22 protein-coding genes and 2 pseudogenes are annotated in these 24223 nt (G+C 69.4%); 8 read left to right on the top strand and 16 right to left on the bottom strand.

From position 1 onward, the window contains the following. Positions 1-331 (bottom strand): annotated as a pseudogene (locus HKK72_RS22980) (hypothetical protein); the annotation flags it as partial. Between the two features lie 513 nt (positions 332-844). Here HKK72_RS22980 and hisS point away from each other — a divergent pair. The 3 genes from hisS (at position 845) to fdhA (ending at position 3979) form a co-directional block, all read left to right on the top strand. After that, positions 845-2140, top strand: coding sequence for a histidine--tRNA ligase (gene hisS / locus HKK72_RS22975; protein ID WP_222721026.1), 1296 nt, complete (start codon positions 845-847; stop codon positions 2138-2140). A gap of 392 nt (positions 2141-2532) precedes the next feature. Next, a complete protein-coding gene (locus tag HKK72_RS22970) occupies positions 2533-2721 on the top strand; it encodes a hypothetical protein (RefSeq protein WP_187236477.1) in 189 nt (62 codons plus the stop codon). A 40-nt stretch (positions 2722-2761) separates the two neighbouring features. Next, positions 2762-3979, top strand: coding sequence for a formaldehyde dehydrogenase, glutathione-independent (gene fdhA, locus HKK72_RS22965; RefSeq protein ID WP_187236476.1), 1218 nt, complete (start codon positions 2762-2764; stop codon positions 3977-3979). A 120-nt stretch (positions 3980-4099) separates the two neighbouring features. On the opposite strand, the gene HKK72_RS22960 is transcribed toward fdhA, so the two are convergent. Then, entirely contained in the window at positions 4100-5527 is a 1428-nt protein-coding gene (locus HKK72_RS22960) for a M1 family metallopeptidase (protein ID WP_315987395.1), read from the bottom strand. 246 nt (positions 5528-5773) lie between these two features. On the opposite strand from HKK72_RS22960, the gene HKK72_RS22955 reads away from it, so the two are divergent. The 3 genes from HKK72_RS22955 to HKK72_RS22945 all read left to right on the top strand — a co-directional run bounded on the left by HKK72_RS22955 (position 5774) and on the right by HKK72_RS22945 (position 8846). Beyond that, positions 5774-6568 (top strand): SDR family NAD(P)-dependent oxidoreductase, encoded by a 795-nt coding sequence (locus HKK72_RS22955; protein WP_187236475.1) that lies wholly within the window; start codon positions 5774-5776, stop codon positions 6566-6568. A gap of 46 nt (positions 6569-6614) precedes the next feature. After that, positions 6615-7124 (top strand): hypothetical protein, encoded by a 510-nt coding sequence (locus HKK72_RS22950; RefSeq protein WP_187236474.1) that lies wholly within the window; start codon positions 6615-6617, stop codon positions 7122-7124. Between the two features lie 105 nt (positions 7125-7229). Beyond that, on the top strand, positions 7230-8846 hold the full coding sequence (locus HKK72_RS22945) for a DHA2 family efflux MFS transporter permease subunit (RefSeq protein WP_187236473.1): 1617 nt from the start codon (positions 7230-7232) through the stop codon (positions 8844-8846). Positions 8847-8983: 137 nt separating this feature from the next. Here the strand turns inward: HKK72_RS22945 and HKK72_RS22940 are convergent, their stop codons facing one another. From HKK72_RS22940 to HKK72_RS22900, 9 genes are all read right to left on the bottom strand, one after another. Next, positions 8984-9259 carry a hypothetical protein gene (locus tag HKK72_RS22940; RefSeq protein ID WP_187236467.1) on the bottom strand — a complete coding sequence of 92 codons (276 nt, stop codon included), beginning with the start codon at positions 9257-9259 and terminating at the stop codon, positions 8984-8986. 1 nt (position 9260) lies between these two features. Further along, a complete protein-coding gene (locus HKK72_RS22935; protein WP_187236472.1) occupies positions 9261-9668 on the bottom strand; it encodes a hypothetical protein in 408 nt (135 codons plus the stop codon). After that, the gene (locus HKK72_RS22930; protein WP_187236471.1) at positions 9668-10243 is read right to left on the bottom strand and encodes a hypothetical protein; all 576 of its coding nucleotides are present in this window, start codon (positions 10241-10243) and stop codon (positions 9668-9670) included. Before HKK72_RS22930 ends, HKK72_RS22935 begins: the two co-directional genes overlap by 1 nt. Before the next feature lie 86 nt (positions 10244-10329). Beyond that, complete coding sequence (locus HKK72_RS22925; RefSeq protein ID WP_187236470.1) at positions 10330-10668, bottom strand: hypothetical protein; 339 nt, start codon at positions 10666-10668, stop codon at positions 10330-10332. After that, entirely contained in the window at positions 10665-11225 is a 561-nt protein-coding gene (locus HKK72_RS22920; RefSeq protein ID WP_187236469.1) for a hypothetical protein, read from the bottom strand. Before HKK72_RS22920 ends, HKK72_RS22925 begins: the two co-directional genes overlap by 4 nt. Continuing rightward, positions 11225-11800 (bottom strand): MauE/DoxX family redox-associated membrane protein, encoded by a 576-nt coding sequence (locus HKK72_RS22915; RefSeq protein WP_187236468.1) that lies wholly within the window; start codon positions 11798-11800, stop codon positions 11225-11227. Before HKK72_RS22915 ends, HKK72_RS22920 begins: the two co-directional genes overlap by 1 nt. 383 nt (positions 11801-12183) lie before the next feature. Further along, the gene (locus HKK72_RS22910; protein ID WP_187236467.1) at positions 12184-12459 is read right to left on the bottom strand and encodes a hypothetical protein; all 276 of its coding nucleotides are present in this window, start codon (positions 12457-12459) and stop codon (positions 12184-12186) included. Positions 12460-12539: 80 nt separating this feature from the next. Beyond that, entirely contained in the window at positions 12540-12878 is a 339-nt protein-coding gene (locus tag HKK72_RS22905) for a hypothetical protein (RefSeq protein ID WP_187236466.1), read from the bottom strand. Between the two features lie 272 nt (positions 12879-13150). Continuing rightward, complete coding sequence (locus HKK72_RS22900; protein ID WP_187236465.1) at positions 13151-15880, bottom strand: helix-turn-helix transcriptional regulator; 2730 nt, start codon at positions 15878-15880, stop codon at positions 13151-13153. A gap of 232 nt (positions 15881-16112) precedes the next feature. Between HKK72_RS22900 and HKK72_RS22895 the strand changes: the two genes are divergently transcribed. Further along, positions 16113-16835: an MgtC/SapB family protein gene (locus HKK72_RS22895; RefSeq protein WP_410050333.1), complete on the top strand. Its 723-nt coding sequence runs from the start codon at positions 16113-16115 to the stop codon at positions 16833-16835. 4 nt (positions 16836-16839) lie between these two features. On the opposite strand, the gene HKK72_RS22890 is transcribed toward HKK72_RS22895, so the two are convergent. The 3 genes from HKK72_RS22890 to HKK72_RS22880 form a co-directional block, all read right to left on the bottom strand. Continuing rightward, positions 16840-17253: a cupin domain-containing protein gene (locus HKK72_RS22890; protein ID WP_187236464.1), complete on the bottom strand. Its 414-nt coding sequence runs from the start codon at positions 17251-17253 to the stop codon at positions 16840-16842. Between the two features lie 77 nt (positions 17254-17330). Next, entirely contained in the window at positions 17331-18152 is an 822-nt protein-coding gene (locus HKK72_RS22885; RefSeq protein WP_187236463.1) for a phosphoenolpyruvate hydrolase family protein, read from the bottom strand. 1 nt (position 18153) lies between these two features. Further along, positions 18154-19407, bottom strand: coding sequence for a Tm-1-like ATP-binding domain-containing protein (locus HKK72_RS22880; RefSeq protein ID WP_187236462.1), 1254 nt, complete (start codon positions 19405-19407; stop codon positions 18154-18156). A gap of 174 nt (positions 19408-19581) precedes the next feature. Between HKK72_RS22880 and HKK72_RS22875 the strand changes: the two genes are divergently transcribed. Beyond that, positions 19582-20967 (top strand): PLP-dependent aminotransferase family protein, encoded by a 1386-nt coding sequence (locus tag HKK72_RS22875; protein WP_187236461.1) that lies wholly within the window; start codon positions 19582-19584, stop codon positions 20965-20967. A 76-nt stretch (positions 20968-21043) separates the two neighbouring features. Here HKK72_RS22875 and HKK72_RS22870 read toward each other — a convergent pair whose 3' ends face one another. Next, positions 21044-23497 carry a M14 family zinc carboxypeptidase gene (locus tag HKK72_RS22870; RefSeq protein WP_187236460.1) on the bottom strand — a complete coding sequence of 818 codons (2454 nt, stop codon included), beginning with the start codon at positions 23495-23497 and terminating at the stop codon, positions 21044-21046. Positions 23498-23934: 437 nt separating this feature from the next. Beyond that, positions 23935-24223 (bottom strand): annotated as a pseudogene (locus tag HKK72_RS22865) (peptidase M6); the annotation flags it as partial.

Below are 24223 nucleotides of genomic sequence, written 5' to 3'. Positions count from 1 at the left end.
TGACGTCGTCACGGGGGGCCGGCCAGGCCGCGTCGGTGTTGTAACGGTGGTCGACGGCGAACACCGCGAACCCCTGACCCGCGTACCACTGCGCGGTGGCCTTCCAGTCACTCTTCCGCCCGGCGTTCCAGTAGCCGCCGTGCACGATCACGATGCCCGGCTGGGCGCCCTGGGCGGGGGCGGACCAGTAGGCGTCCAGCGCCTGGCGGGCATGACTGCCGTAGGCATAGGTGCGCTGCTGCAGTGCGGCGGCGCGCGAGGCAGACGCCGCGATGACCGACACCGACAGCAGACAGACGACGAACAATATGTGCCGTAACGCTCTACCCATCGGTGGGAACGATCTATTTGGTGAGCTGAGTCACAAACTAGATGATTTCCGGCTGGGGCGGGAGATGGCTCGGCCGGCGATCCGAGCATCCGGCCACCCTCGGCCGAGGGCGGCGAACGCCTTGCCCGGGCCGGCGCGACGGGATAATGAAGACCCTTGACGAGGTGATCACCAGTATGCTGAGGGCGAGGTCCGAGGTGCTCGTCCTCGCAGATCCGAGCAGTTCAGATCGTCTGTCCGCGCCCGAAGCCCGCCGAGGAGGCCACCCTTGTTCACGGTGACCGAGAGGCCCCTCCGCCGTGCGCACGTGGCGCTGCGACGACATCGTTGACCCGCTCGGCGCGTCCACGAGGCTGCTGACCTGGCGTTGTGCGCCCACCCCGTACCATCGGACCGGCGGGGCCCAGCCCCAGCCGCGCGAGCAAGATCACTGACCCGTAGTGTGCCGTGGCCCGCCTCACCGGGACCGGCCCGCAGAAGCCATTCGATCCGCAAGGAATCAACCTCGTGAAGATGGACAACAGTCCGGCCCGTGGCAACCGGGACCTTCTTCCCGCCGACGTCGCGGTACGTGACCACGTGCTGGAGTCGATCACACGGGTCTATCGGCGGTTCGGATACCAGCGCATCGAAACGCCGGCTCTCGAGGACATCGGCCGCCTGCAGGGCGGCCAGGGCGGCGAGAACGAGAAGCTCATCTTCCAGGTACTCCGCCGGGGGCTTCCCGGCCGGCTCGAAGCCGGCACCGAGATACGCGACCTGGTCGACCTCGGCCTGCGCTATGACCTGACGGTTCCGCTCACCCGGTTCTACGGCAACAACCAGGCGTCGCTTCCCTCTCCGTTCCGCTCCCTGCAGGTCGGGCCGGTCTGGCGCGCCGAAAGGCCGCAGAAGGGCCGCTACCGGCAGTTCTACCAGTGCGACATCGACATGATCGGCGAAGCGAGCGTCCTCGCCGAGGTCGAGCTGATCGAGGCGACCACCGAGGCCCTGGCGACGGTCGGCTTCGAGAAGATGACCGTACGGCTGTCGGACCGGCGGTTCCTGACCGCGCTCGCCGACGACGCGGGTGTGCCCGAGCCGAACCGGGACGGGTTCTTCGTCATCCTCGACAAGCTCGACAAGATCGGCTGGGAGGGGGTCGGCCGGGAGCTCACCGGGCTGGGGCTGCCGGCGAACCGCATCACCACCGTCACCGAGAAGATCGCCGGCTTGCAGGGGCTTCCGCCGGCGAAGGTGGCGGACGCGCTGGCCGACACCATGCCCGGAATGGCGCCCGAGGCGATCGAGGAACTGTCCGTCACGATCGACTGCCTGCACCGGCTCGCGTCGGAGCGGTCGCTGAACTGGCAGTTCGACCCTTCGCTCGTGCGCGGAATGGGTTACTACACCGGGCAGATCTTCGAGGTCGGCCACCCGGACATGCGGGGGTCCATCGCCGGGGGCGGCCGGTACGACAGGCTCATCGGCCGCTCGCTGGGCCGCGACGTACCCGCCTGCGGCTTCTCCATCGGCTTCGAGCGCATCGTGGACCTGCTGGAAAGCGACCTCCACCGCGACACGGTGGTACTTCTGGTGGACAACGACGTGCCCGTGGTCGACATGGTCGCCGTCGCACGGGACATGCGGAAGGAAGGCCGGGCGGTCGAGACCATTCGCCGCAGCGGGAAGTTCGGCGCACAGCTGACCCGGCTCGAGAAGGCCGGCTTCGCCGCGTTCGTCCACCTCCGCAGCGACGACGGGACGATCGTCCGAGGTGACGAACGGGCTCTCGGCGGCGAACCCGGAAGCCGCGAAGGCGCCCGGTAACCGGTCTTTACCCGGCTCTGCCGCCGGGCTCCGGACGCATCCCTTCGGCAACGGGGGGTAGTCGGCAATGCCATGGAAGCGTATGCTTCGGCATAGCCGATCCTGATAAATCCCCAGGTCAACGCATTGCGGGAAGATCTGGGGCGGCATCGGCCGCCCGCTTCCCGATGGCGTATCGGCGGGATCCGTCGTACATGACGCCTCTGTCGCGGACGGCTGCCTCGGCCGTGCCGGCACCACCTCGCCGACCAGGCTCGCCACGGATACACCGTGCTCGAGCGACGGCGGTCGCCGAGCCGAGGGCGTCGTCAGACGCCCCTTTCCTCGACCGCGACTGAGACTTGCGATCCGCCGTAGCGCAGGATTTGGAGTCCGTCGGGACGCAGGGATCCATGTACGACACCGACACCGACGCCAGAGCCAGGGACGACAGCGGCAGGGACGGCAGCGCCCAGTGGAGTGCCGACCTCCATCGCGCCGTCCTGCGCGGGCACCGGCGACCGCTCACGTCTCCCGGCTGCGGGCACTCGCGGAACAAGGCCCCGTTACGTTGGCCCGCGGTCATCGCGGGCGTCCTCTGATGGCTTACGCCACCCCACCCACGAGACAGGAGACAGCGACGTGGCCGGTAACAAGGCAGTGGCATATGTCCGCCCGGGCGAAGTCGAGGTGCAGACCATCGACTACCCGGAACTGGTGCTCAAGGACGGCCCCGGGGTCAACCCGGCCAACGTGGGTCGCAAATGCGAGCACGGCGTGATCCTCAAGGTCGTGGCGACCAATATCTGTGGCTCCGACCAGCACATGGTCCGCGGCCGCACGACCGCGCCGTCCGGGCTGGTGCTCGGCCACGAGATCACCGGTGAGGTGGTCGAGGTGGGCCGCGACGTCGAGTTCATCAAACGGGGCGACCTCTGCTCGGTGCCGTTCAACATCGCCTGTGGCCGCTGCCGCATGTGCAAGGAGGGGCACACGGGCGTCTGCCTCAACGTCAACCCCGACCGGCCGGGCTCGGCCTACGGCTATGTCGACATGGGCGGCTGGGTCGGCGGGCAGGCCGAGTACGTGATGGTCCCGTACGCGGACTGGAACCTGCTGAAGTTCCCCGACCGGGACCAGGCGTTGGAGAAGATCCGCGACCTGACGATGCTCTCGGACATCTTCCCGACCGGCTATCACGGCGCGGTGACCGCGGGCGTCACCTCGGGATCCACGGTGTACGTGGCCGGAGCGGGCCCCGTCGGGCTCGCGGCCGCGCACTCCGCCCAGTTCCTCGGCGCCTCGGTCGTCATCGTCGGAGACCTGAACAAGGCCCGGCTGGAGCAGGCGCGCAGTTTCGGCTGCGAGACCGTCGACCTCACCGAGACGGCGACGCTCCCCGAGCAGATCGAGCAGATCCTCGGGGTGCCCGAGGTGGACGCCGCGGTCGACGCCGTCGGGTTCGAGGCCCGTGGGCACGGAGCCGATGCCGACGAGGCACCGGCCACCGTGCTCAACTCGATCATGGAGATCACCCGGGCGGCCGGCAGACTCGGCATCCCCGGGCTCTACGTGACCGGTGACCCCGGCGCGGTCGACGACGCCGCCAAGGTCGGATCGTTGTCCATCCGGATCGGCCTCGGCTGGGCTAAGTCGCACTCGTTCACGACAGGGCAGTGCCCGGTGATGCGGTATCACCGCGGCCTGATGAACGCGATCCTGCACGACCGCGTCCAGATCGCCAAGGCCGTCAACGCCACCGTGATCGGCTTGGACGAGGCCCCGCGCGGCTACGCCGAGTTCGACAGCGGTGTCGCGCAGAAGTTCGTGCTCGACCCGCACGGGCTCGTGTCGGCCTGACTCACGTTCGTGCCGCGCACGGTTTCCCCACCGTGCGCGGCGCGGAAGGCCGCGGCACCGCCGGCGACGCGACAGACCCCGGCCGACACGGTCCGGGGTCTGTCGCGTCGCGTGCTGGACTCAGACGGAGGGCTTGCCCTCGGTGTAGAGCCAGTTCTTGAACAGCGTGTCCAGGTTCTTGTGGCTGAGGTGCTCGGTGAAGGCGGTGAACTCCGCCGTCGTGCTGTAGCCGTGGCGCTGCGCCGCCGGCCAAGCCTTGATCAGCTTGAAGAACGCCTTGTCCCCGATGGCCTTGCGGACCTGGTGGATGGTCATCGCACCACGCGTGTAGACGAGGTCGTCATAGATGTGGTCGCGTCCGGGGTCGGCCACCTTGCCGGTCCAGTCGGTGTCCGCGGAGCCGTAGGCCTCGTCGAAGTGCTGCTGCGCGGTCTCGCCGCCGTGCTGCTCGGTGTAGAGCCACTCGGTGTAGGTGGCGAAGCCCTCGTTGAGCCAGATGTGCTTCCACTGGGCCGGAGTGACGGAGTCACCGAACCACTGGTGGCCGAGCTCATGGGCGATGAGGGTCGCGCTGGGCACCGTGCCGGCCCGGCTGCGCGCGTACACGGGCCGGGACTGGGTCTCCAGGGAGTAGCCGACGTTCGGCGCGAGCACGGTGATGCCGCCGACGGAGGAGAACGGGTAGCGGCCGTACAGCTTCTGCTCCCATTCGATGGCGTCGGCGGTGGCCTTGTTGAAGGCGTCACCGGCCGTGGCCTGGTTCGCGGGCAGGATCGCCGCCGGGTCGACGGCGGTGATGTTGCGCAGGCCGCTCGCGGTGCGGGTGTCCTTGACGTCGAACTTTCCAATGGCGAGCATCACGAGTTCGCTCGCGGTGGGCTGCCCGTTGACCCAGCGGTAGGTCGTGGACGACCCGTGGGTTCGCGTGCCGGCCGGCTCGCCGTTGGCCAGAGCCTTCAGGCCCTTCGGCACCGTGATCGTGAAGTCGTACGTCGCCTTGTCGGCGGTCGTGTCGTTGACGGGGAACCAGGTCGCCGAGCCGAACGGCTGTGACACCGCGACCGCGCCGTCGTGCGTGGCGACCCAGCCCGAGACGCCGAGCGCGTCGTCGTCGACGTTCTGAGGTACGCCCGAGTAGGCGACGTCGACGGTGAACGTCCGTCCCCGGCGCAGCCCGCTCGACGGGGTGATGACGAGCTCCTGCGCGCCGGTCCGCTGGTAGGACGCCTTGCGCCCGTTCACCCTCACTGAGCTGACCTTCAGCGGCCCGAGGAAGTCGAGGTCGAAGCGGGACAGGTTCTGGGTGGCACGGGCGCGGATCTTCGCGTTGGCGTCGATCGCCTTGGTGCCGGCGTCGTACGTGAGCGCGAGACTGTAGTGCTGGGCGTCGTAGCCGCCGTTCCCCATGTCGGGGAAGTACGGGTCGCCGGCGCCGGGCGCACCGGGCGTGAAACCGCTCTGGGCCTGGGCGGGGGACAGCGGTATGAGCAGGCCCGCCATGGCGGTGATCGCAGTGATCGACAGGGCTCGTGGGGTGAATCTCGCCACGAAGGTCTCCAGGTGTCTTCAGTGTGCAGAACGCCCGGCGGAGGAGACGCGGAGCGTAGAGACTCCTGCTCGTCGCAGACGCACAGGAGACTCGCCTGCTCGCTGGTCACCGGGGTGAGGGCCGGGTGGGTCCTACCGTACAGCCAGAGATGCCATAGTTTGCGAGCTTCGTCCTCTGCAGCGATCTTTTGGAACTCATGGGCCGGTCCGGGAGTCGTTTCCGCGTCGTGGGTAAGGAAGGTTCCCATGAACATCGATCTGAGCGGCCGGATCGCCTTCGTCAGTGGATCCACCAGGGGGATCGGCCGGGCCATTGCCGAGGGCCTGGCCCGCGCCGGCTGCGCCGTCGTGATCAACGGCCGGGACGCCGAGCGCGTGACGGCGACGGTGGGCGAGCTGGAACGAGATATTCCGGGCGCGACGTTCACGGGCGTGGCCGCGGACGTGTCGACCGCCGAGGGAGCGTCGGTGCTGTTCGAGCGGCTGCCGGACGTCGATGTACTGATCAACAACCTCGGCATCTTCGGGCCCCAGCCGGTGCTGGAGATCGAGGATGATGAGTGGCGGCGCTACTTCGAGGTCAACGTGCTTTCGGGCATCCGACTGGCACGTCACTACCTTCCCGGCATGACCGAGCGCGGCTGGGGGCGCGTGCAGTTCATCGCCAGCGACTCCGCCGTGGTCACCCCGGTCGAGATGGTGCACTACGGCATGACCAAGACGGCACTGCTCGCGGTGTCCCGCGGCTACGCCAAGGCCGTCGCGGGCACCGGCGTCACCGTGAACACGGTGATCGCCGGGCCTACCCATACCGAGGGCGTCGAGGAGTTCGTCGCCGAACTCGTGGGCGCGGACGTGCCGTGGGACGAGGCGCAGGCACGGTTCATGGCCGAGCACCGGCCGAACTCGCTCGTGCGCCGCCTCATCGAGCCGGCCGAGATCGCCAACATGGTCGTCTACCTGAGCTCCGAGTACGCCTCGGCGACCACCGGGGGCGCCCTGCGGGTGGACGGAGGTTACATCGACTCCATCCTGCCCTGATCGCCTGTGGGCCAGTTGTGCAGGAGTGGACTAATGCACGGATCGGATGGTCCCGCCGTCGACGCGGATCGTCGCGCCGCTCATCCGCGCCGGCACCGAACGGCACGTCGGGCGGGACCTGGTGGGTCTGCCGCCAGGCGCGGATGCGAGCGAGCGCTCCGAACTGATCCTCTCCCTCATCGCGGGCGTGCGGCCCTGGCTGCCGCGCCTGCGCCCCGCCATGCCCGCCGCGCCCGCCGCGTCGGTCTACGTCGCCACGACCTGCGGGATGTGCGGCCAGGTGGGGGAGTGGATCGTCCGGCACGCGCCCGTGGCGCTGCGCGTGGTCGCCGCCGAAGGGCATCCCCGCGGCCTGCGGCGGATGACGTACGAACGACACGACGGCTTCCGGGCCGAAGGGGTGGCGGCCTTCGCGCACGTGCTCACCCACATCCATCTCGGCTGGGCGCTGGCCGGGTGGCTGCTCCTGCTGCCGGGCGTCGGCCGGTTCGCGACGCTCTGCGTGGACGCCCTCGGTGGTGGACCCCGTACGTTGCCCGCGAAGGGTCCCTTGTAGCCTTCGCGAGGGCATCGCAGGCCGGGGCGGTCGTGGCCGCGCGGCTGTGGCCGGGCGGTGAGGTCTAGCGAAGGATCCCCGTCAGTCCCCCACGGAGGACCTCTCATGAGGAAATGGCACGGAAACCAGTGGGCGGTCCTGCTCACCTTGTCCCTCGGGTTCTTCATGACCCTGCTGGACCTGACTATCGTCAACATCGCGATCCCGAGCATGATCGAAAAGCTCGATGCCTCGCTCGACGAGGTGCTCTGGGTGGTGAACGGCTACGTCCTGATCCTCGCCGTGCTGCTCATCACCGCCGGCCGGCTCGGCGACCTGCGCGGGCCGCGCACCATGTTCATCGCCGGCGTCGCGATCTTCACCGTCGCCAGCCTGCTCTGCGGGATATCCCAGAACCCGGCGGAGCTGATCTCCGCCCGCGTCATCCAGGGACTGGGCGCGGCGATGCTGTTGCCGCAGACGATGACCATCATCATCGCGACCTTCCCGGCCGAGCGGCGTGGCGCCGCCCTGGGCATCTGGGGAGCCGTGGCCGGGGTCGCCACCATCGCCGGGCCCACGCTGGGCGGCCTGCTCGTCACCACGCTCGACTGGCGGTGGATCTTCTTCGTGAACCTGCCGATCGGCGTGCTGGTGCTGGTCTTGACGGTCATGATCGTCCCCGACACCCGGCACGAGCGGCGGCACAGGTTCGACATCGGCGGTGTCCTCATCGCGACCGCCGCGCTGTTCTGCTTCGTGTTCGGCCTCACCGAGGGGCAGCGGTACGAATGGAACGCGGCAATCTGGGGGCTCATGGGGGCCGGCGTCGTGCTGCTCCTGGCCTTCGTGTGGCACCAGCGGTCCCGTCAGGACCAGGAGCCGCTCGTGCCGTTCGTCCTGTTCAAGGATCGTAACTTCACGGTGATGACGTTGATCGGCGCGATCACCTCGATCGGGATGCTCGGATTCTTTCTGCCGATGACCATCTACCTGCAGTCGGTGCTGGGCTTCAGCGCGCTCAAGGCGGGCCTGGTCCTGGCGCCTTCGTCTGTGGTGTCGATGTTCCTGGCCCCCGTGGCCGGGCGGATGTCGGACCGGTTCGGCGGCAAGTACATCCTCATGGTCGGGATGACCCTCTATGGGCTGAGCCTGGTGTGGATCGTCCTCATCGCCGACGTCTCCACCTCGTGGGTGAGCTTCCTGCCGGCCCTGGTCGTGTCGGGGCTCGGCATCGGCTGTGTGTTCGCGCCCATGGCCACCGAGGCGATGCGCGGCGTCGAGCCGCGGCTGGCCGGAGCCGCCTCGGGCGTCAACAACACCGTGCGGCAGATCGGCTCGGTCCTCGGCACCGCCTCGGTCGGAGCCGTCCTGCAGAACCGGCTCGCCGGCTCGCTCAAGGACGAGGCGACCAAGCAGTCGGGACAGATTCCGGCGCCCTACCGGGGAGAGTTCGTCACCGGGTTCAAGAACGCGGCCAAGGAGGGCCTCGGCACCGGCCAGAGCAGCGTGGCCAGGCACCTGCCCCCGGATCTGCCCAAGGGGGCGGAGGCCCAGTTCAAGCAGATCGCGGGCGATGTCTTCGTCCACGGGTTCGTCACCGCCATGCGACCGACCGTGGCCCTCACGATCGCGGTCGTGTTCGCCGGCGCGCTGGCCTGCTTCGCCGTCAAGCGCCGTGCCACCACGGGCGGCGTCCAGACCACGTCGCCGCCGGTCGAGGCAGGCCTCCCCGGTCAGTGACGGCGCGGCTGCGACCGGTGAAGGAGGCGAGCGTGGAGACGCTCGTCCCCTTCACCGCTGTTCAGCCGAGTGGCCCGTGTGCAGTGGAATGATCCGTGTCAGCGGGATGATCCGTGTCCGGTTCGGCGGTCGGGTGTTCAGTCGAGTGGGAGTCCTCGCGAGGAGTCGATCGCGCGTACGTGCACCACGCCGTTCTCGTCCGCTGAGACCACGACCGTGTCGCGGGTGTAGCGGAAGGAGTCGCCGCGGGTGAGGCGGATGCCGGGGCCGAGCCGCACGTTGTTCACGCCGACGTACTTGGCGTAGATGTTGTCGGGTTTTCCGTTGGTGATGGCGGTGCACACCGCCACCGTCGTCGTTCCGTCTTCTCGTTGGCTGAGCACGGCGTGACCGCGCTCGTTCCCTGACGGCATGTCAGTCTTCCTTTCCGATGGTGCGCGAAGGCAGTGGATGGAGTGGAGATCGCGGCGTCGAAGGGCTGTGGAACATCACCCGGCGCCAGTCCCCGACGAAGCAGAAGACCCCGCTGGCGGTGCCCACGCCCAGCGAGCCCGGAACCCGGGCCGCCGCCACGTGATCGGGGACGTTTCCCATGGAGTAGACGCTGTCGAGGTCCTGCCACAGCGAGATGCTGAGCATGGTGCGCCGGCGCCTGTCGACGACCGTCCTGACACCGATCAGGCCGCGGGCGTTCCGCCGCACGCTCCGCTTCACCCGCCGGTGCAGTATGAGCATCGCCACGAGCTTCGGCAGGGTGCCGCACTCGAATCGGGTGATGACCACTTGACCGAGGCCCGGGTCCGGCTCGAGCAGCGGGGGCATCACTGCGCGGCCTGGGCCGCGGTGAGGAGGAACAGGATCAGCAACGTCCCGCCGGACGTTCGTCTGGTCGCCGTCACCCACTTGCGCTCCCTTCTGCTCACCCGAAGATCCGATGTCGGTGCGCTCATACTCCAGGCGGTGACCGCCACGTTGGACAGTACGGCCACTCCCACCAGGAGAGCTGCGGCCACCGTGGGCTCGAGGAGCACCACCGCGACCACGGCCACCCAGATGAGCGAGACCACTTTCTGGGTGGTGACCAGCAGGCCCAGATCGAACCCCCAGGTCACCCCGAGCGTCCCCGGCGACAGCCGCTGCACAAGGTGCTGTGGTACCTGACGCCAGACATGGGGAGTCCGGTTCATCAGGTCGGCGGCACCGAACACCGCGCACACCGCCGCCACCAGCCACAGCCTCGCCGTTTCAGGGAGGACGGACTCCAGGAGGCTGCCGAGAACGTAGGCGGGCACGGCGAGCATGATCCCTGCCAGGACTCCGCCGGCGGCGAGCCCGGTCAGGAACCGGATGCCGCTCTGCCGGCTGTGGCGGAGCATCGGACCGGCGACCCCGGCCATCGATCGGCCTCAAGGGCTGAGCACCTGCAGGATGGCGCCCACGGCGCCGATGATGATCCAACGAGTCACGGTCCGTCGCCTGTCCGTCAGCCGTACGAGCAGTTGCCGGCGGACTTCACGCCCGCGGGGCATCCACCGCTCTTGGTCTCGCAGCACTCACAGTGGAGCGTTCCCGCCCCATTGCTGCAGCGCCAGATGTAGTGGCCGCTGTAGCCCTTGCAGGCGGCCACCGATATGGACGGCGCGAAACACAGATTGCAGCAGTTCAGCGGATACGTCAGAGCGCCTGCCTGCGCCGCGCCTGGGCGGCCGAACACCACGGCGGCCGTGGCAAGTCCGCTGGCGCCGACCCCGGCCATGAAGCGCCGCCGTCCGACGCGTGCCCTCTCACCGCCGGCCACGCCCGTACGCTTGATGCCTCTCATACGACCTCCTTCTGCTGTTCCCGAATCTGTTCCGATTCGGACGACTTATCGATGGCATCTCGCAGCGACGCGACGTCGTTGAAGACATGCGCCGAGGTCAACTGCCCGGAACGAAGGACGAGTGCGGTGGGGCTCAGCTGCACGCCGAATTCGCCGAAGGTCCATTCGCCGCCCTCGTCGATGTAGTGGGGGAATCGATCGAGGCCGTGGGTGGTGACGAATTCCTCTCCGGTCTGCTGGCCCGCCGTGGAGACGACCACGGCGAGTTCGGGCCAGTCGGCGTGCGCCGGGTCGGTGCCCAGTTGCCCGGCGACGTCCTTGCACGACCCGCAGGCGGTGCTGAGTACCAGGACGACGGCATCGGCCGGATCCGGCAGATCCGCGGGCCACACCTCCGGTGCATGACCGATCTTGGCGTCCTCGACCGGTCGCACGCTCGTATCGCGCTGCACGGCCCCAGGCACGGGTACACGTGACGACAGTTCGCCCATCATGGCGAAGAGCACCACGATCGCAGCGGCCAGCACCAGCAGCGCGAAACCGAACACGACGAGCATCAATGCGCCTCCTTTCCAACGGTCAACGTGGGCTTCGACCCGTGCGGCCCGATCGGGAGATGACGGCGCACGAGCCGGCGGTGCGTGTGAACGCACAGGACGAGCGACGCCATCGACGCCAGCAGCAACGCCCCGGCGGTGTAGTCGGTGGCCGACTCCAGCCGGACGCCGGTCGCGGCGTTGACCGGGTAGACGGCGGCGAGCAGGGCGCCGAGGACGACGTTCGTCCAGCCGAGCGGCTCCTGGCCGGACGCGCCGAAACAGCCACAGGGCGCGCCGCCGCCGCGGAGGAGGCCGAGCACGCCGAAGAGGGCGAAGCCCGCCCCGAGCAGCGATGCCACGGCGGACGCCGGCATCCGCGCCGGGCCGACGAGCACCGCCACCGCGGCCGCGATCTCGATGGCCGCGAGCCCTCGGAGCAGAGCCGGCGCGTTCGCGGACTCGAATGCGGAGATCACCTCGGTGAGCGCCCGGCGCAACGGATCAGGTGAAACGATCTTCGCGATCCCGGAATTGAGCAACAGAGCCGCTGCCGCCGCATTGACGCCGATCAGCGACCATTCATCCAAACCCATTAAGGCATCCTCTTCGAGGCGTTTGAATTTGCACAAGGCATGCCGGTTAGGGAGCGGGGGATAAAGAAAGCTCCGATTTTTCGATGAGCTCCCATTTTGTGATCATCAAAATGGATTGTAGGCACGATGGATCGGTGGGGCAAGACTCCGATGCCGCCGAAATATCAGCCAGGTTTACTCATCTTGTCATGCCCCGGTGTCGCCGTATGAGTCGGCGGCGTGCCTGGATTGAGCAGACGACTCAGTTCGAAGCGCTGCGCTCCACGGGTTCGTTCGTGACAGGTGAAGGGGATGAGCGCGGAGACGCTCATCCCCTTCACCGCCGTTCGGCCGAGCGGTCCGTGTCAGCGGAGCGGCCCGTGTCCGGTCCAGTGGCCGGGTGTTCAGTCGAGTGGGAGTCCTCGCGAGGAGTCGATCGCGCGTACGTGCACCACGCCGTTCTCGTCCGCTGAGACCACGACCGTGTCGCGGGTGTAGCGGAAGGAGTCGCCGCGGGTGAGGCGGATGCCGGGGCCGAGCCGCACGTTGTTCACGCCGACGTACTTGGCGTAGATGTTGTCGGGTTTTCCGTTGGTGATGGCGGTGCACACCGCCACCGTCGTCGTTCCGTCTTCTCGTTGGCTGAGCACGGCGTGACCGCGCTCGTTCCCTGACGGCATGTCAGTCTTCCTTTCCGATGGTGCGGGCCACCGAGAACGTGGGCGGGCACGGCGAGCATGAAGTCACGGCCGCCCGTCCGTCAGCCGTACTGGCAGCTGGCGGCGGACTTCACTCCGCTGGGGCATCCGCCACTCTTGGTCTCGCAGCACTGGCAGTGGAGCCTGGACGGCCCGTTGTCGCAGTACCAGAGGTAGTGGCCGCTGTAGCCCTTGCAGGCGGCCACCGTGATGGACGGCGCGAAGCACAGGCTGCAGCAGTTGTACGGATAGAGCAGCGCACCCGCCTGTGCCGCGCCTGGGCGGCCGAACACGACGGCGGCCGTGGCGAGTCCGCCGGCGCCGACCCCGGCCATGAAGCGCCGCCGTCCAAGGCGTGAGGCGTCACCGCCGGCGACACCCGTTCGTTTGATGCGTCTCATACGACCTCCTTGTGCCGTTCCCGGGTCTGTGGTGACTCTGCGGGCTCTTCGATGGCGATCCCGGAATTGAGCAACAGAGATGCCGTCGCAGCATTGACGCCATTAAGCGACCATTCATATAAACCCATCAAGTCATTTGGATTGAATTCTAGGCATGATTGATCGGCGGAGCAAGGCTTTGCCGCTTCGCGGCCATGCGGCGGCTTTACTCATCTTGCAATGATGCGGTGTTGTCGATTGAGTCGGAGTCGAGCAACGCATGAGCAGATGACTCAACTCGATGTGCCGAAATCCAGTTCGGTGAGCTCCGCCCGCGTCTTGATGCCCAGCTTGGGGAAGGCTCGGTAGAGATGGTTGCCGACCGTCCGCGGACTGAGAAAGAGCTGAGCCGCGATGTCCCGGTTGCTGGCGCCGGCCGCGGCCAGCATCACGACCTGGAGCTGCTGCGGCGTCAGCCCGTCGAGACAGCCGTGCGGTGCGGGTCGGATCGTTCCAGTGGTGTCTCCGGTCGCCACCAGCTCGGCCCGGGCGCGGGCGGCCCAGGGGCCGGCGCCCAGTCGTTCGAAGGCGTCCGCCGCGGCGCTCAGATACGGGCGCGCCTCGGCCCGCCGACGCGCACGGCGCAGCCATTCGCCGTAGGTGAGCTCGGTACGTGCCCGCTCGTACGGTTGATCGCTCTTCTCGTGCAGCCGAACGGCACGCAGGTAGCGCTCCTCGGCCTCTTCCGAGGCGGCGGTGAGAGCGCGGCAGCGCTCGGCCACCGCAGGCGAGATGGGGGAGGGGCTCCGGCCCGTCCAGGCGGCGACCACGGCGAGCGGGCGCACCGCCGCGTCCGGCCGGCCGCATCGCACCGCGGCCTCGATCTGGTCGGGCGCGCGACGAGCGGCGCCGATCCGGGAGCCGCCCGAACCGGCGCTCTCCAGTCGGGTCAGCGCGGCCTCATGCCGGCCCCGCCCCAGGTCGAGGAGGGCCAACGCCCACTCGCCCAGAGACAGGGCCGGCCTGATCCGGCGGGCCAAGGCGTACTCGCCGGCTTCGCTCACCAGCTTCACACAACCATCGTCGTCGCCTTTCACCGCGGCGAGCCAGCCGAGAAGACATCGCAGCCGGCTCGCGCGATGGAGCTGACCGATCTCGGTCGCCAGCTCGAGCGCCTCGGTGATCGTCATCCAGGCCTCGCGGTGCCGACCGCGATACACCTGCGCCTGCCCGAGGAGGTGAAGCGCGCACGGCAGGCGTCCGATCAGTCCCTTCTCCCGATGCTCCGCCACCAGGTCGGCCGCATCCGCATACCCCTCGTCGGTCGCCGCGGTGAGCTCTGCCAGGGCGGCCATCAGAGGTCGGCGCTGTTTCACCGGCACGGAGGCCCGGGCCACTTTGACGAGTTCGCATATCGCCCGTACGCCGTCGGCCGGATCGCCCGACTTCGACGAGACCACGGCCGACACGGCGGGAGCGAGCGCCGCGAGGGCCGAGCCCGCCGGCAGCGTGACGGCGCGCAGCGCGTCCGCCGCCTCGTTGGAGAGGTCGGCCTCACCGACATGCGATCCGAGTTGTACGGCGCCGACCAGCATGAACACGGCCTTTGCCGGATCTCTTTCCCTGATCAGGCAGGCTCCGTCGATGAGCGTACGGCAGGCCACCTCGGGCGAGCCCCGCTCGCACTCCACCTCCGCGTTGACCTGCGCCAGCTGCACTCGCGCCAGTGGATCACCGGTGAGCGAGACCGCCTGGGCGGCGAGTTCGGCGGCCGCATCCAGCAGGCCGGCGTCGCTCGCGGCCTGGGCCGCGGCCACGAGCCGGTGGGCCCGGCTCTTTCGATCGGGGGTGAGCTCGGCCGCACGCGCGTAGGCCGCGAACGCCCGGCGGCTCACCGTGCGTTCGGCCGCCGCCTCCAGTTGGGCGGCGACCTCCTCGCACCGGCCCCTGGTCGCGGCCGCCAGCTGCCAGGCGCGCAGCTCCATTTGATCGTCACCGGTCGCCTCGGCGAGCGCCCGGTGCGCGGCCCTTCGTTCCGTGGTCGTGGCGCGGTGATAGGCGACCGGCCGGGCCAGCGGGTGGGTGAACCGCAGAGCCCGGCCGGCCACCTCGAGCAGGCCCGCTCGCTCCGCGTGTCCGAGATCGGCGGGTCCGACACCGAGCGCCTCGGCCGCCACCGCGACCAGGCCGAGATCCTGGGTGTCGTCCGCGGCCGCGACCAGGAGGAGCGTCCGCACGGACGTGGCGAGCCCGCCGATCCGTGCGTGGAAGTCCTGCAGTGCCGGTCCGGTCGGCACGAGCCCGCCGTCCTGCAACGCGAACGGGTTGAACCGGCCGCCCCGCTGTGCCGGGGTGAGAGAGCCGGCCAGTTCGAGGGCGGCCAGGGGATTTCCGCCGGACTCCGCGACGACCTTCTCCCGGGTCAGCGGCGAGAGCCGGGCGTCCCGCGCCCGGACGAGGGCGGTGGTCGCCGTGCGATCCAGGCGGCTCAGGCGCAGTTCCGGCAGGCCCGCGGCGGTGAACCTGCACTCGTCGCGTGCCGCCGCGACCAGTGCGATGCGCTCGGATTCGAGCCGCCGGGCGGTGAACGTCAAGGTGTCCGTCGACGCCGCGTCCAGCCACTGCGCGTCGTCGACCAGGCACAGCACCGGGCGTTCGGCCGTCAGCAGGGACAGCAGGGACAGTACGGCCAGCCGCAGGTTGAAACGTTCCTCTTCCCGCTGCCCGCCGGAGTCGAAGACGGCGTGCAGGGCGTGCGCCTGGGGTCGGGAGAGTTCGTCGACCCGGCCGCGCACCGACCGCAGCAGCAGATGGAGGAAGGCGAAGGGCTGCTCGGTCTCCGAGGCGTACCCGGCGCCTCGCAGTATCCACATGTCGCCGGCCGTCGCGGCGAGGTCGTTGAGCAGCGCGGTCTTGCCGATACCGGCCTCGCCGCGGACGACGAGGGCTCCGCCGGTTCCGGCTCGGGCATCGGCGAGCAGGCGTCGGATCTCGGCTTCCTCAGTCGCTCTGCCATACAACATGGGCAACCCTTCCCATCTGTATTGCCGCTCCAGGAAGATCTTTACCTCCGATCGGGCCGGACGCCAGGGTGTGTCCGAGGTGATCTGCTCCGTAGCCGACGGTGCGGGTTTCGGCCGTGTCCGGCATAGGTGAAAGCGCTCTCCTTAACCCACACCCGACTCTCGGGGACCTTCATGGGCGGCGGCCGGGGCCGGGGCGCGGATGGATGCGGCGGGCTACTAGCCTGGTCTGGTGGCGTTGGCGGCGGCAGGGGAATTAGCCGGCCAGGGATGGGTGCAGGTCGGTGAGCTGGCCCTTGCGCTGGTGCTGTCGGCGGCGATCGGGTTGGAACGGGAGATCCGGCAGAAGAGCGCGGGCCTGCGTACGCACACCCTCGTCGGTTTCGGCGCGGCATTGATCATGTTGGTGTCGAAGTACGGCTTCTCCGACGTGTTGTCCGAGCGCGTCATGCTGGACCCGTCTCGTGTCGCGGCCCAGATCGTGTCCGGAATCGGGTTCATCGGCGCCGGATTGATCTTCGTGCGTCGCGATGCGGTGCGGGGGCTGACCACGGCGGCCGTGATCTGGTTGACCGCCGCGGTCGGCATGGCCGCCGGCGCCGGGCTCTGGCTGCTGGCCATCCTGGTGACCGCCGGGCATTTCGTGGTGATGTTCGCGCTCACCCCGCTGGTCGCCCGGCTGCCGCACTCGAAGTACGCGCCGTCGCGGCTGCGGCTGGTCTACCTCGACGGCCGCGGCGTGATGCGCCAGGTCCTCGCGCTCTGCGCAGAGCGTCACTTCCTCGTCGGTGAGCTGTCCATCGAACAGCGCGACGAAGATCGGGACCCCCGCACGATCTCGGTGTGGATGACCGTTCAGGGCAACGGATCGGTCAGCGAGCTGGCCGCGGCGCTCGCGGAGATCGACGGATTGCTCTCGGTGTCCGGTCACGACGTGAACACTCCGCGGCCGTAGCCCGTCAGCCGGGGCCCGGTACCCAGTCGGGAACCGAGCCGGGTGCGATGAGCCGGTAGCCGGGTGCCTGCTCGAGCGCGGCCTCCTCGCCGCCGGGTGTATAGGTGACGATCAGGCGGAGCGTCTGCCAGGTGTCGTTCATCGTGGAGTGCGGGACGCCGGCAGGGATGTGGACGGCGTCGCCGGCCTTGATGGGGAACGGCTCCTCGTCGTTCACCATCTGCCGCCCCGCACCGTCGATGACGTAGAGCACCTCGTCGGCGGTCGGGTGGCTGTGCCGTTCGTGTCCCCGGCCGGGGTTGATGACGACCTCGCCGAGCGTGCTCTTCGCACCGTCGATGTGACGGGGTGAGACGAGCCACTTGATGCTGCCCCAGTCGAACACCATCGTGGGCAGGGACTCGGGTCGCAGGTGCATGGGTTGCCTACCTTCTCATCTCCAGAAATTCGGCTGCACCGGTCGGCGCGGCCGTTCTCGGGAACGGCGGCGCCGGGTCAGACGCGCAGAGCGGTGAACTCGGCGGCTCGATCGGCGATCGCCCGCTCCGTGGGCAGCCGCTCCATGGACGAGGCTCCGAAGAACCCGGCGATGCCGGTGGTGTGGTCCAGGACGTACTGCGCGTCCCCGGGCTCGGCGATGGGGCCGCCGTGGCAGAGCACCAGCACGCCGGGGTCGACGGCGACGGCGGCGTCACGCATCCGCTGTACGGCCGTCACGGCGTCGTCCAGGCCGAGTGCGGTGGTCGCGCCGATCGAGCCGCTGGTGGTCAGCCCGACATGCGGCACGAGGACGTCGGCGCCGGCGTCGGTCATCGCCGCCGCCTGCTCGGCGTCGAAGACGTAAGGGGCGGTGAGCAGCCCCTTGTCGTGAGCCGTGCGGATCATCTCGATCTCGAGATCGAATCCCATGCCGGTCTCTTCGAGGTTCTGCCGGAACCTCCCGTCGTAGAGGCCGACCGTGGGGAAGTTCTGCACGCCCGCGAAGCCCATCGCTGCGAGCTCGTCGAGGAACGGTCCCATCAGCCGGAACGGGTCGGTGCCGCAGACGCCCGCGAGCACGGGGGTGTCGCGTACGACGGGGAGCACCTCCCTGGCCATGTCGACGACGATCGCGTTGGCGTCGCCGTACGGCAGCAGCCCGGCGAGCGAGCCGCGGCCGGCCATCCGGTACCGGCCGGAGTTGTAGATGATCAGCAGGTCGACCCCGCCGGCCTCCGCGGCCTTCGCGGACAGGCCCGTGCCCGCGCCGGCGCCGATGATGGGCCGGCCGGCGGCGGCGGTGGCCCTCAGACGTGACAGGGCGGTGGTGCGGTCCATGTCAGCTCCCTTGCGTGGAGGCGCCGTCGGCGCGGGTGATGAGCTCGTGGAGTGCCTGCGCGGCATCGCGCCCGAAGCCGGGATCGTTGATCGCGGCGTCGACCTCGTGGACGGCGACCCCGCTGCCGGTCAGGCCCTCGGTGATCGCCTGGAAGCAGGCGGCATCGGCGTCGGCGTCCTCGAAGGGCCCACCGGCGACGTCGATGGCCGAGACCCCACGGGTGGGCAGGAAGACCTCGACCGGGCCGGTGGCCCTCGCGAGCTTCTCCGCGATCCGGGCTCCCAGAGCGGCCATCTCGGCACGAGTGGTGCGCATGAGCGTCACCGTCGGGTTGTGCACGTACAGCAGCCGGTCCGCGAACTCCCCGGGCACGGACTCGCGGGGGCCGAAGTTGACCATGTCGAGCGCACCGACGCTGACGATCTGCGGGATGCCGCGCCGTCCGGCCGCCTCGAGGCGGTGCGGCCCCGCCGACAGCACACCGCCCACCAGATCGTCGGCGAGCTCGGTGGTGGTCAGGTCGAGTACGCCGGCCAGCATCCCCGACTCGGCGAGGGCCTCCATGGCACGTCCGCCGGATCCGGTGGCGTGAAAGACGATGACCTCGTAGCCGAGCCCGGTCAGGTGCTCGCGCGCCTCGTCGACCGCCGGGGTGGTCACCCCGAACATGCTGGCGCCGACCAGCGGCTTCTCGTCCGGTGATGCCGGCTCGGCCGCCGTGCGCTCGTAGCGTGTCGCCATGCCGGCCGCCGCGGCGGCGGCATTGCCCAGGACGGCGCGGGAGATCGAGTTCAGTCCGGAGATGTCGACCACCGAGTACATGATCGTGACGTCCGCCTCACCCACGTAGGGGCCGACGTCGCCGGAGGCCATCGTCGAGACCAGCAGTTTGGGCACCCCGATGGGCAGCGCCTGAAGAGCCCGCGCCGCGACCGCCGACCCGCTGGAACCGCCCACGGCCAGTACGGCATGCAGCGCACCGCGCTCGTGCAGCCGGCGGACGACCCGCGCCGCCCCGGCGGCCATCGCCTCCATCGCCGCACCACGGTCCCGGGCGTCGCGCAGCGCCTCGACACCGGCGCCCGCCGCCTCGGCGACCTCGGAGGAGGAGACGTCGGCGAGCCCCGCACCGCCCGAGAACGTGCCGACGTCGACCATGGTGACGTCGCAGCCGGCCGCGACGAGTTGCTCACGAAGCCAGCGGTACTCCTGTTCCTTGGTGTCGAGCGTTCCCACCAGAACCACTGTCGCCATCGACTCTGCTCCCTCGAGCGCCGTGGGGTCGTACGTCCGCAGGGTCTCATCCGTCCGCGGGACCGTCGCCGACATCATCGCCGCAGCCGCCTGACATCGCACCAGGCCACTTTGGCCCGATTGGCCCACGACGCGGCGAGGGCTCAGAATGGGAGTGTGACGAGCGGAGGTCGCGTGGACGCCGCGACACTGTCCCGGCTCCTCGGCGATTGGACGCGGTCCGGCGCCGCACTGCCCTGTGCGCTGGCCGACACGATCGGCACTCTGCTCACCGCCGGTATCCTCGCCGACCGCACCATGCTTCCGTCCCAGCGGGTGCTGGCCGTTGCGCTGGGAGTCTCACGCGGCACGGTCACCCAGGCGTACGACATCCTCGGCGCACGCGAACAGCTCCATGCCCGGCGAGGCGCCGGCTCGCGGCTGCGTCGCCCGCGCCCGCTGACCGGCACATCGTCGCCATCGGACGGCCGGCTCGCGTCCTTCACCGGGCGCACGCCGGAGACCCTGGACCTGTCCAGCGGCGCGCTGCCCGGCCTCGCGCTCGTGCGCGACGCGATGAGCAGGCTCGACCTCGGCACCGACCTCGACTCCGACCTCGCCACCGACGGTTACCATCCGGCCGGTCTGCCCCGCCTCCGCGAGGCCATCGCCGCTCAGCAGACCAGTGACGGTCTGCCCACCGACCCCGATCAGATCCTCGTGACCAACGGCTCTCAGCAGGCGGTGTGGCTGCTCGCGCACAGCGTGGTCGATCCCGGCGACGAGGTCGTGGTGGAGGACCCCACCTATCGCGGCGCCCTCGAGGCCTTCCGCGGCGGTGGCGCGAGCCTGCTCGCCGTCCCGATGCGCGAACACGGCCTCGATCTCGATCTGCTCGACGGCCTCCTCGCCCGCCGCCGCCCGCGGCTCGTCTACTGTCAGCCCGCGGGGCACAATCCCACCGGAACCACCCTCACCTCGGCCGCCCGCCGCGAGCTCGCGGACGTGCTGTCCCGGCATGGCGTCCTCACCGTCGAGGACACCTCCTCCGCCGATCTCGTGCTCGATCACCTGGGGGTGCGCACGCCGCTCGCGGCCCTGCTCCCGCGCGAGAGCACCCTGAGCGTCGGGACCACCTCCAAGCTGCTCTGGGGCGGTCTGCGTGTCGGGTGGCTGCGTGGAGCCACCTCCCTGGTCGCACGTCTCGTCGAGGCCAAGAAGGCCATCGACCTGGGCGCCGCCGTGATCGACCAGCGGCTCGCCGCCGACCTGCTGTCGCACACCGCCCAGGCCCGTGAGTGGCGCCGCACGGCACTCGTCGAGAAGCTCGGTCGTACCGAGGATCTGCTGCGGCGACGGCGTCCCGGATGGAGCTGGCCCACTCCGGCCGGGGGCACGGGCCTGTGGGTCGATACCGGCGAGAACGCGCTCGCCCTGGCCGAGCGCGCGCGGCGGCGCGATGTGCGCCTCGCGGCGGGGCCGGCGTTCTCGGCCTTCAACGGATTCGGCCACCACATCAGGTTGCCGTTCTGGCACCCCGCAGAGCTACTTGACGAGGCACTGGACCGCCTCGACCGATGACGGCTCGCGAGACCCCGGCGAGCACGGTGGCCGCCGGCCCGTGCGGACCGGCGGCCACCGTGTGCGGACCCAGGTGCTATCGGCGGCCCACCCGCACGATCTCCCGGCGGTAGTCGTTGTGCCTGCCATCGGGCTTGTAGCGGTTCTCGACGTTCCCCGCGATGTCGACCGAGAACCACTTCACCTCGGTCGTCCGGTCGACGGTGATCGTCTCCGGTCCCTCGCGCATGCCCGCGATCGCGAGCTTGGGCGACTTCAGCGTCGGCCGGCTGCCGTCGAGGGTGTAGTAGATGGTCGCCGGCTCATTGACGCTGAAGGTGAACTTCGTGGCGCCGGCGTCCCGGCCGGTGACAGACAGCTTGGACCTCGGCGTCTTCTTGTCCTTGGCGTACGCCAGGGCGACTTCGAGGATCCCGATCTGGCCGTTGGCGAACTCCATGGCCTCCTGGTGCCCCTCGGCGAAGGGGGGCTGGAAGCCGACGGCGTTGAACCGGCCCGTCGCCGGGTCGTAGAGGTCGGCGCCGACCTCGAAGTCCCAGCCGATGATGCCCCGGCTGTACCAGTGCTCGTCCGCGCTGTTGCCCGCCGCGGAGTAGAGGACGTCGGTCACCGGGCCGGTCCGGCCCGGCCAGATCGCCGTGCCCCGCCACTTCTGCACCGCGTTGAGGATGTGGTCGGAGGCGGCCCAGAAGTACGACTCGGTGCCGAGGTCGGCGTAGGGCAGCAGTTCCCGGCCGGCGGTCTTGTACGCCCCCGGAGGCCACATGAAGTAGCCGCCGTAGGAGTGCGTGTTCATGGCGAACTTGATGTTGGTGTACTTCTGCGTGAGCCAGACCTCGTTCTTGGCCTCCGGCTCGGACAGCTCGCTCGGGCCGGCGAACGTATCGCTGCGGCAGTTGGTCGTCGACGCACCGGTGTAGCCGTCGAACGCCGAGCCCACCGTGAAGTTGCGGTTCAGGTCGACGCCCCACGAGTTGCGGTAGGCGGGGTCGGAGTCCGCCGGGCCGCAGTGGTTGGTCATGTTCCTGCGCTGCATGTTGAAGTCGTACATGCTGTAGTGGCCGCCGTCGGGGTTGACCGACGGGAGCACGAAGATGTCGAGGCCGTCCACCAGTTTGCGGGTGGCCGCGTCGCGGGAGTAGTTGCGCAGCAGGCGCTCGGCGGTCTCGACACAGGTCAGCGGGGTGACCCACTCGCGGGCGTGCTCCTGGCAGTAGAGGAACACTCCGGGCTTCGAGCCGTCGCGCTTCTTGCCGATGCGCAGCGCCTGCATCGTGAAGGGGGCGCGCGACACGGTGCCGGGGGCGCGGAGGTTGTCGGTCAGCGCGGTCGCGGGGGCCGCGGCCACCACACCCGCACCGGCGTTGCCTCGGTAGGTGTTCGCGGTGAGCAGTGCGGCGGCGCCGGCGTCGCCGTTGAGCGCGCTCACGACCTGCGCGGCCGTGCTGGTGACCGCGCCGGAGGCGTCGGTGGCCAGCTTCACCACGACCGCCTTGCCGCTGACCTGCACGGTGAGCGGTGCGCTGGGAGCGCCCGGGTCGGTCAGTGCGACCGAGACGTCGTTGCCGCCCGCCGAGCCGTACGCCTTGGAGCTCGCGTACAGCGTGCTCGCCGCCGCGGTGCCGAACTGCGCCTGCGCGGCGCGCCGGTAGCCGTTGGTCTTGTTCGGCAGGTCGATCAGCTGCGTGAGCTTGGGGAACTGCCGGGCCAGCGAACCGATCCGCCCGTAGAGCTCGGTCGGGTCCATGTAGTGGTCGACGAAGTCGGACACGTAGTGAGGGCTCGGCTTCTTGCGCGGTTCGCCGAGCCACTTGGTCACCGGGACGGTGACCGATCCGCCGCTGGTGCTGGTGATCTGCACCTTGGTGGGCGTCACGTTGAGCGGCAGCGGTGAGTTGAACCGGTGGTACATGTACTGACCGGCGTCGGTGAACCGGGACAGCGTCGCGGTGCCGCCCGACCCGGGCTCGGTGCCCTTCCCGCTGTCCCACGTGACTGTGAGGATGTTGGTCGCCGCGGTGTCGCTGGTCTTCACCTCGACGCTGAGGAACTTCTGGTTGTCGGGCACGCTGGTGAACCACTCGGCGCGCATCGGGGTCAGCGTGTCCGCGCCCTGCGCCTGCTTCGCGAGCGTGCCGAGCGTCCGGCCCCGTTCCTGGCGCAACTGCGCCACGTCGGCCTGGTCCGCGATGGCGTCACGGACGTCGAAGCCCTTGGCCCGCAGATCCGCGGACTCCTGCGGGCTCAGGACCGCGTGCACCTCCACACCGTCGCCGGCCGGCCGGCTGTACTCCGCCAGGTCGACCCCGAGCTTCTGCAGCCGGTCGATCCCGGCCTGGTCGGGCACGATCACCCGCATCAGCGCCACGCCGTTCTGCTCGAACGTGGACTTGCGCTCCGGCGGCACATCGCTCGACTGCGAGGCCAAGCCGCTGGAGGCCAGCATCGCGGGGGTGAGAACCAGGGCCAGTGGAAGGGCGAGCCAAGTCGCCCTCCTTTTCGGCCAGGCCGGTTTGTGGGTGAGCCTCATGAGGGTCCTTTCGACACGCGGGCGCGACGCCCCGGCGTATACCGCCAGATACCCCCCGATATCGCGCAAACGTGGAAATTTTGGAGCTCCCACCCAGGTAAAGTCAAGCCTTTCCGGCCGTCACAATATGGGATAGGGTTAAATCGGCTATCTGTGCCACAGAGGCTCCCTTTCCGCTGTTTCGGCTGTCATTTACGCAATGCATTCGAACCGATACAGCCGTTACAGCCGTTACAGCCGTTACAGCCGTTACAGCCGTTACAGCCGTTACCGCCGTTCCATGGCCCGCATCGGAGAGATTGTGCCGTGCCGAAGGCGGCCTGGTGCTCAAGCCCGTTCCCGTGTCGTTCTCGTATCCGGTCATCCGTTTCTCGTACGCCGGCGGAGTGATCTCGCGGCCGATGTCACCATCGGCCGCGAGATCACGGGCCGCTCCGTCAGCCGATGACCACGCAGGTGGTCGTCGCCTTCTTGGTCGGGTCGCTCTCAGAGGTGGCGGTCAGCTTGACCTTGCCGACGTGCGCGCCGCCCGAGGCGCGCTTGGCGTACACCTGCACGCTCGTCTGCTGTCCGGCCTTCGCCGTGGCGAGGCCGTTCGGCAGCCAGGTCGACCAGCCCTTGCCCGAGGCGGTGGCCGACAGCCGGTAGACGTCGGCGTCGCTGTACGGCGCGGTGCCGGCCGAACCGGTGTTGCGCAGCGGCAGCGTGCACTTGGCCCAGCCCTGC

Source organism: Actinomadura sp. HBU206391 (assembly GCF_014323665.1).
GTDB lineage: Bacteria > Actinomycetota > Actinomycetes > Streptosporangiales > Streptosporangiaceae > Actinomadura_C.
This window is presented reverse-complemented; position numbering and strand designations above follow the sequence as displayed.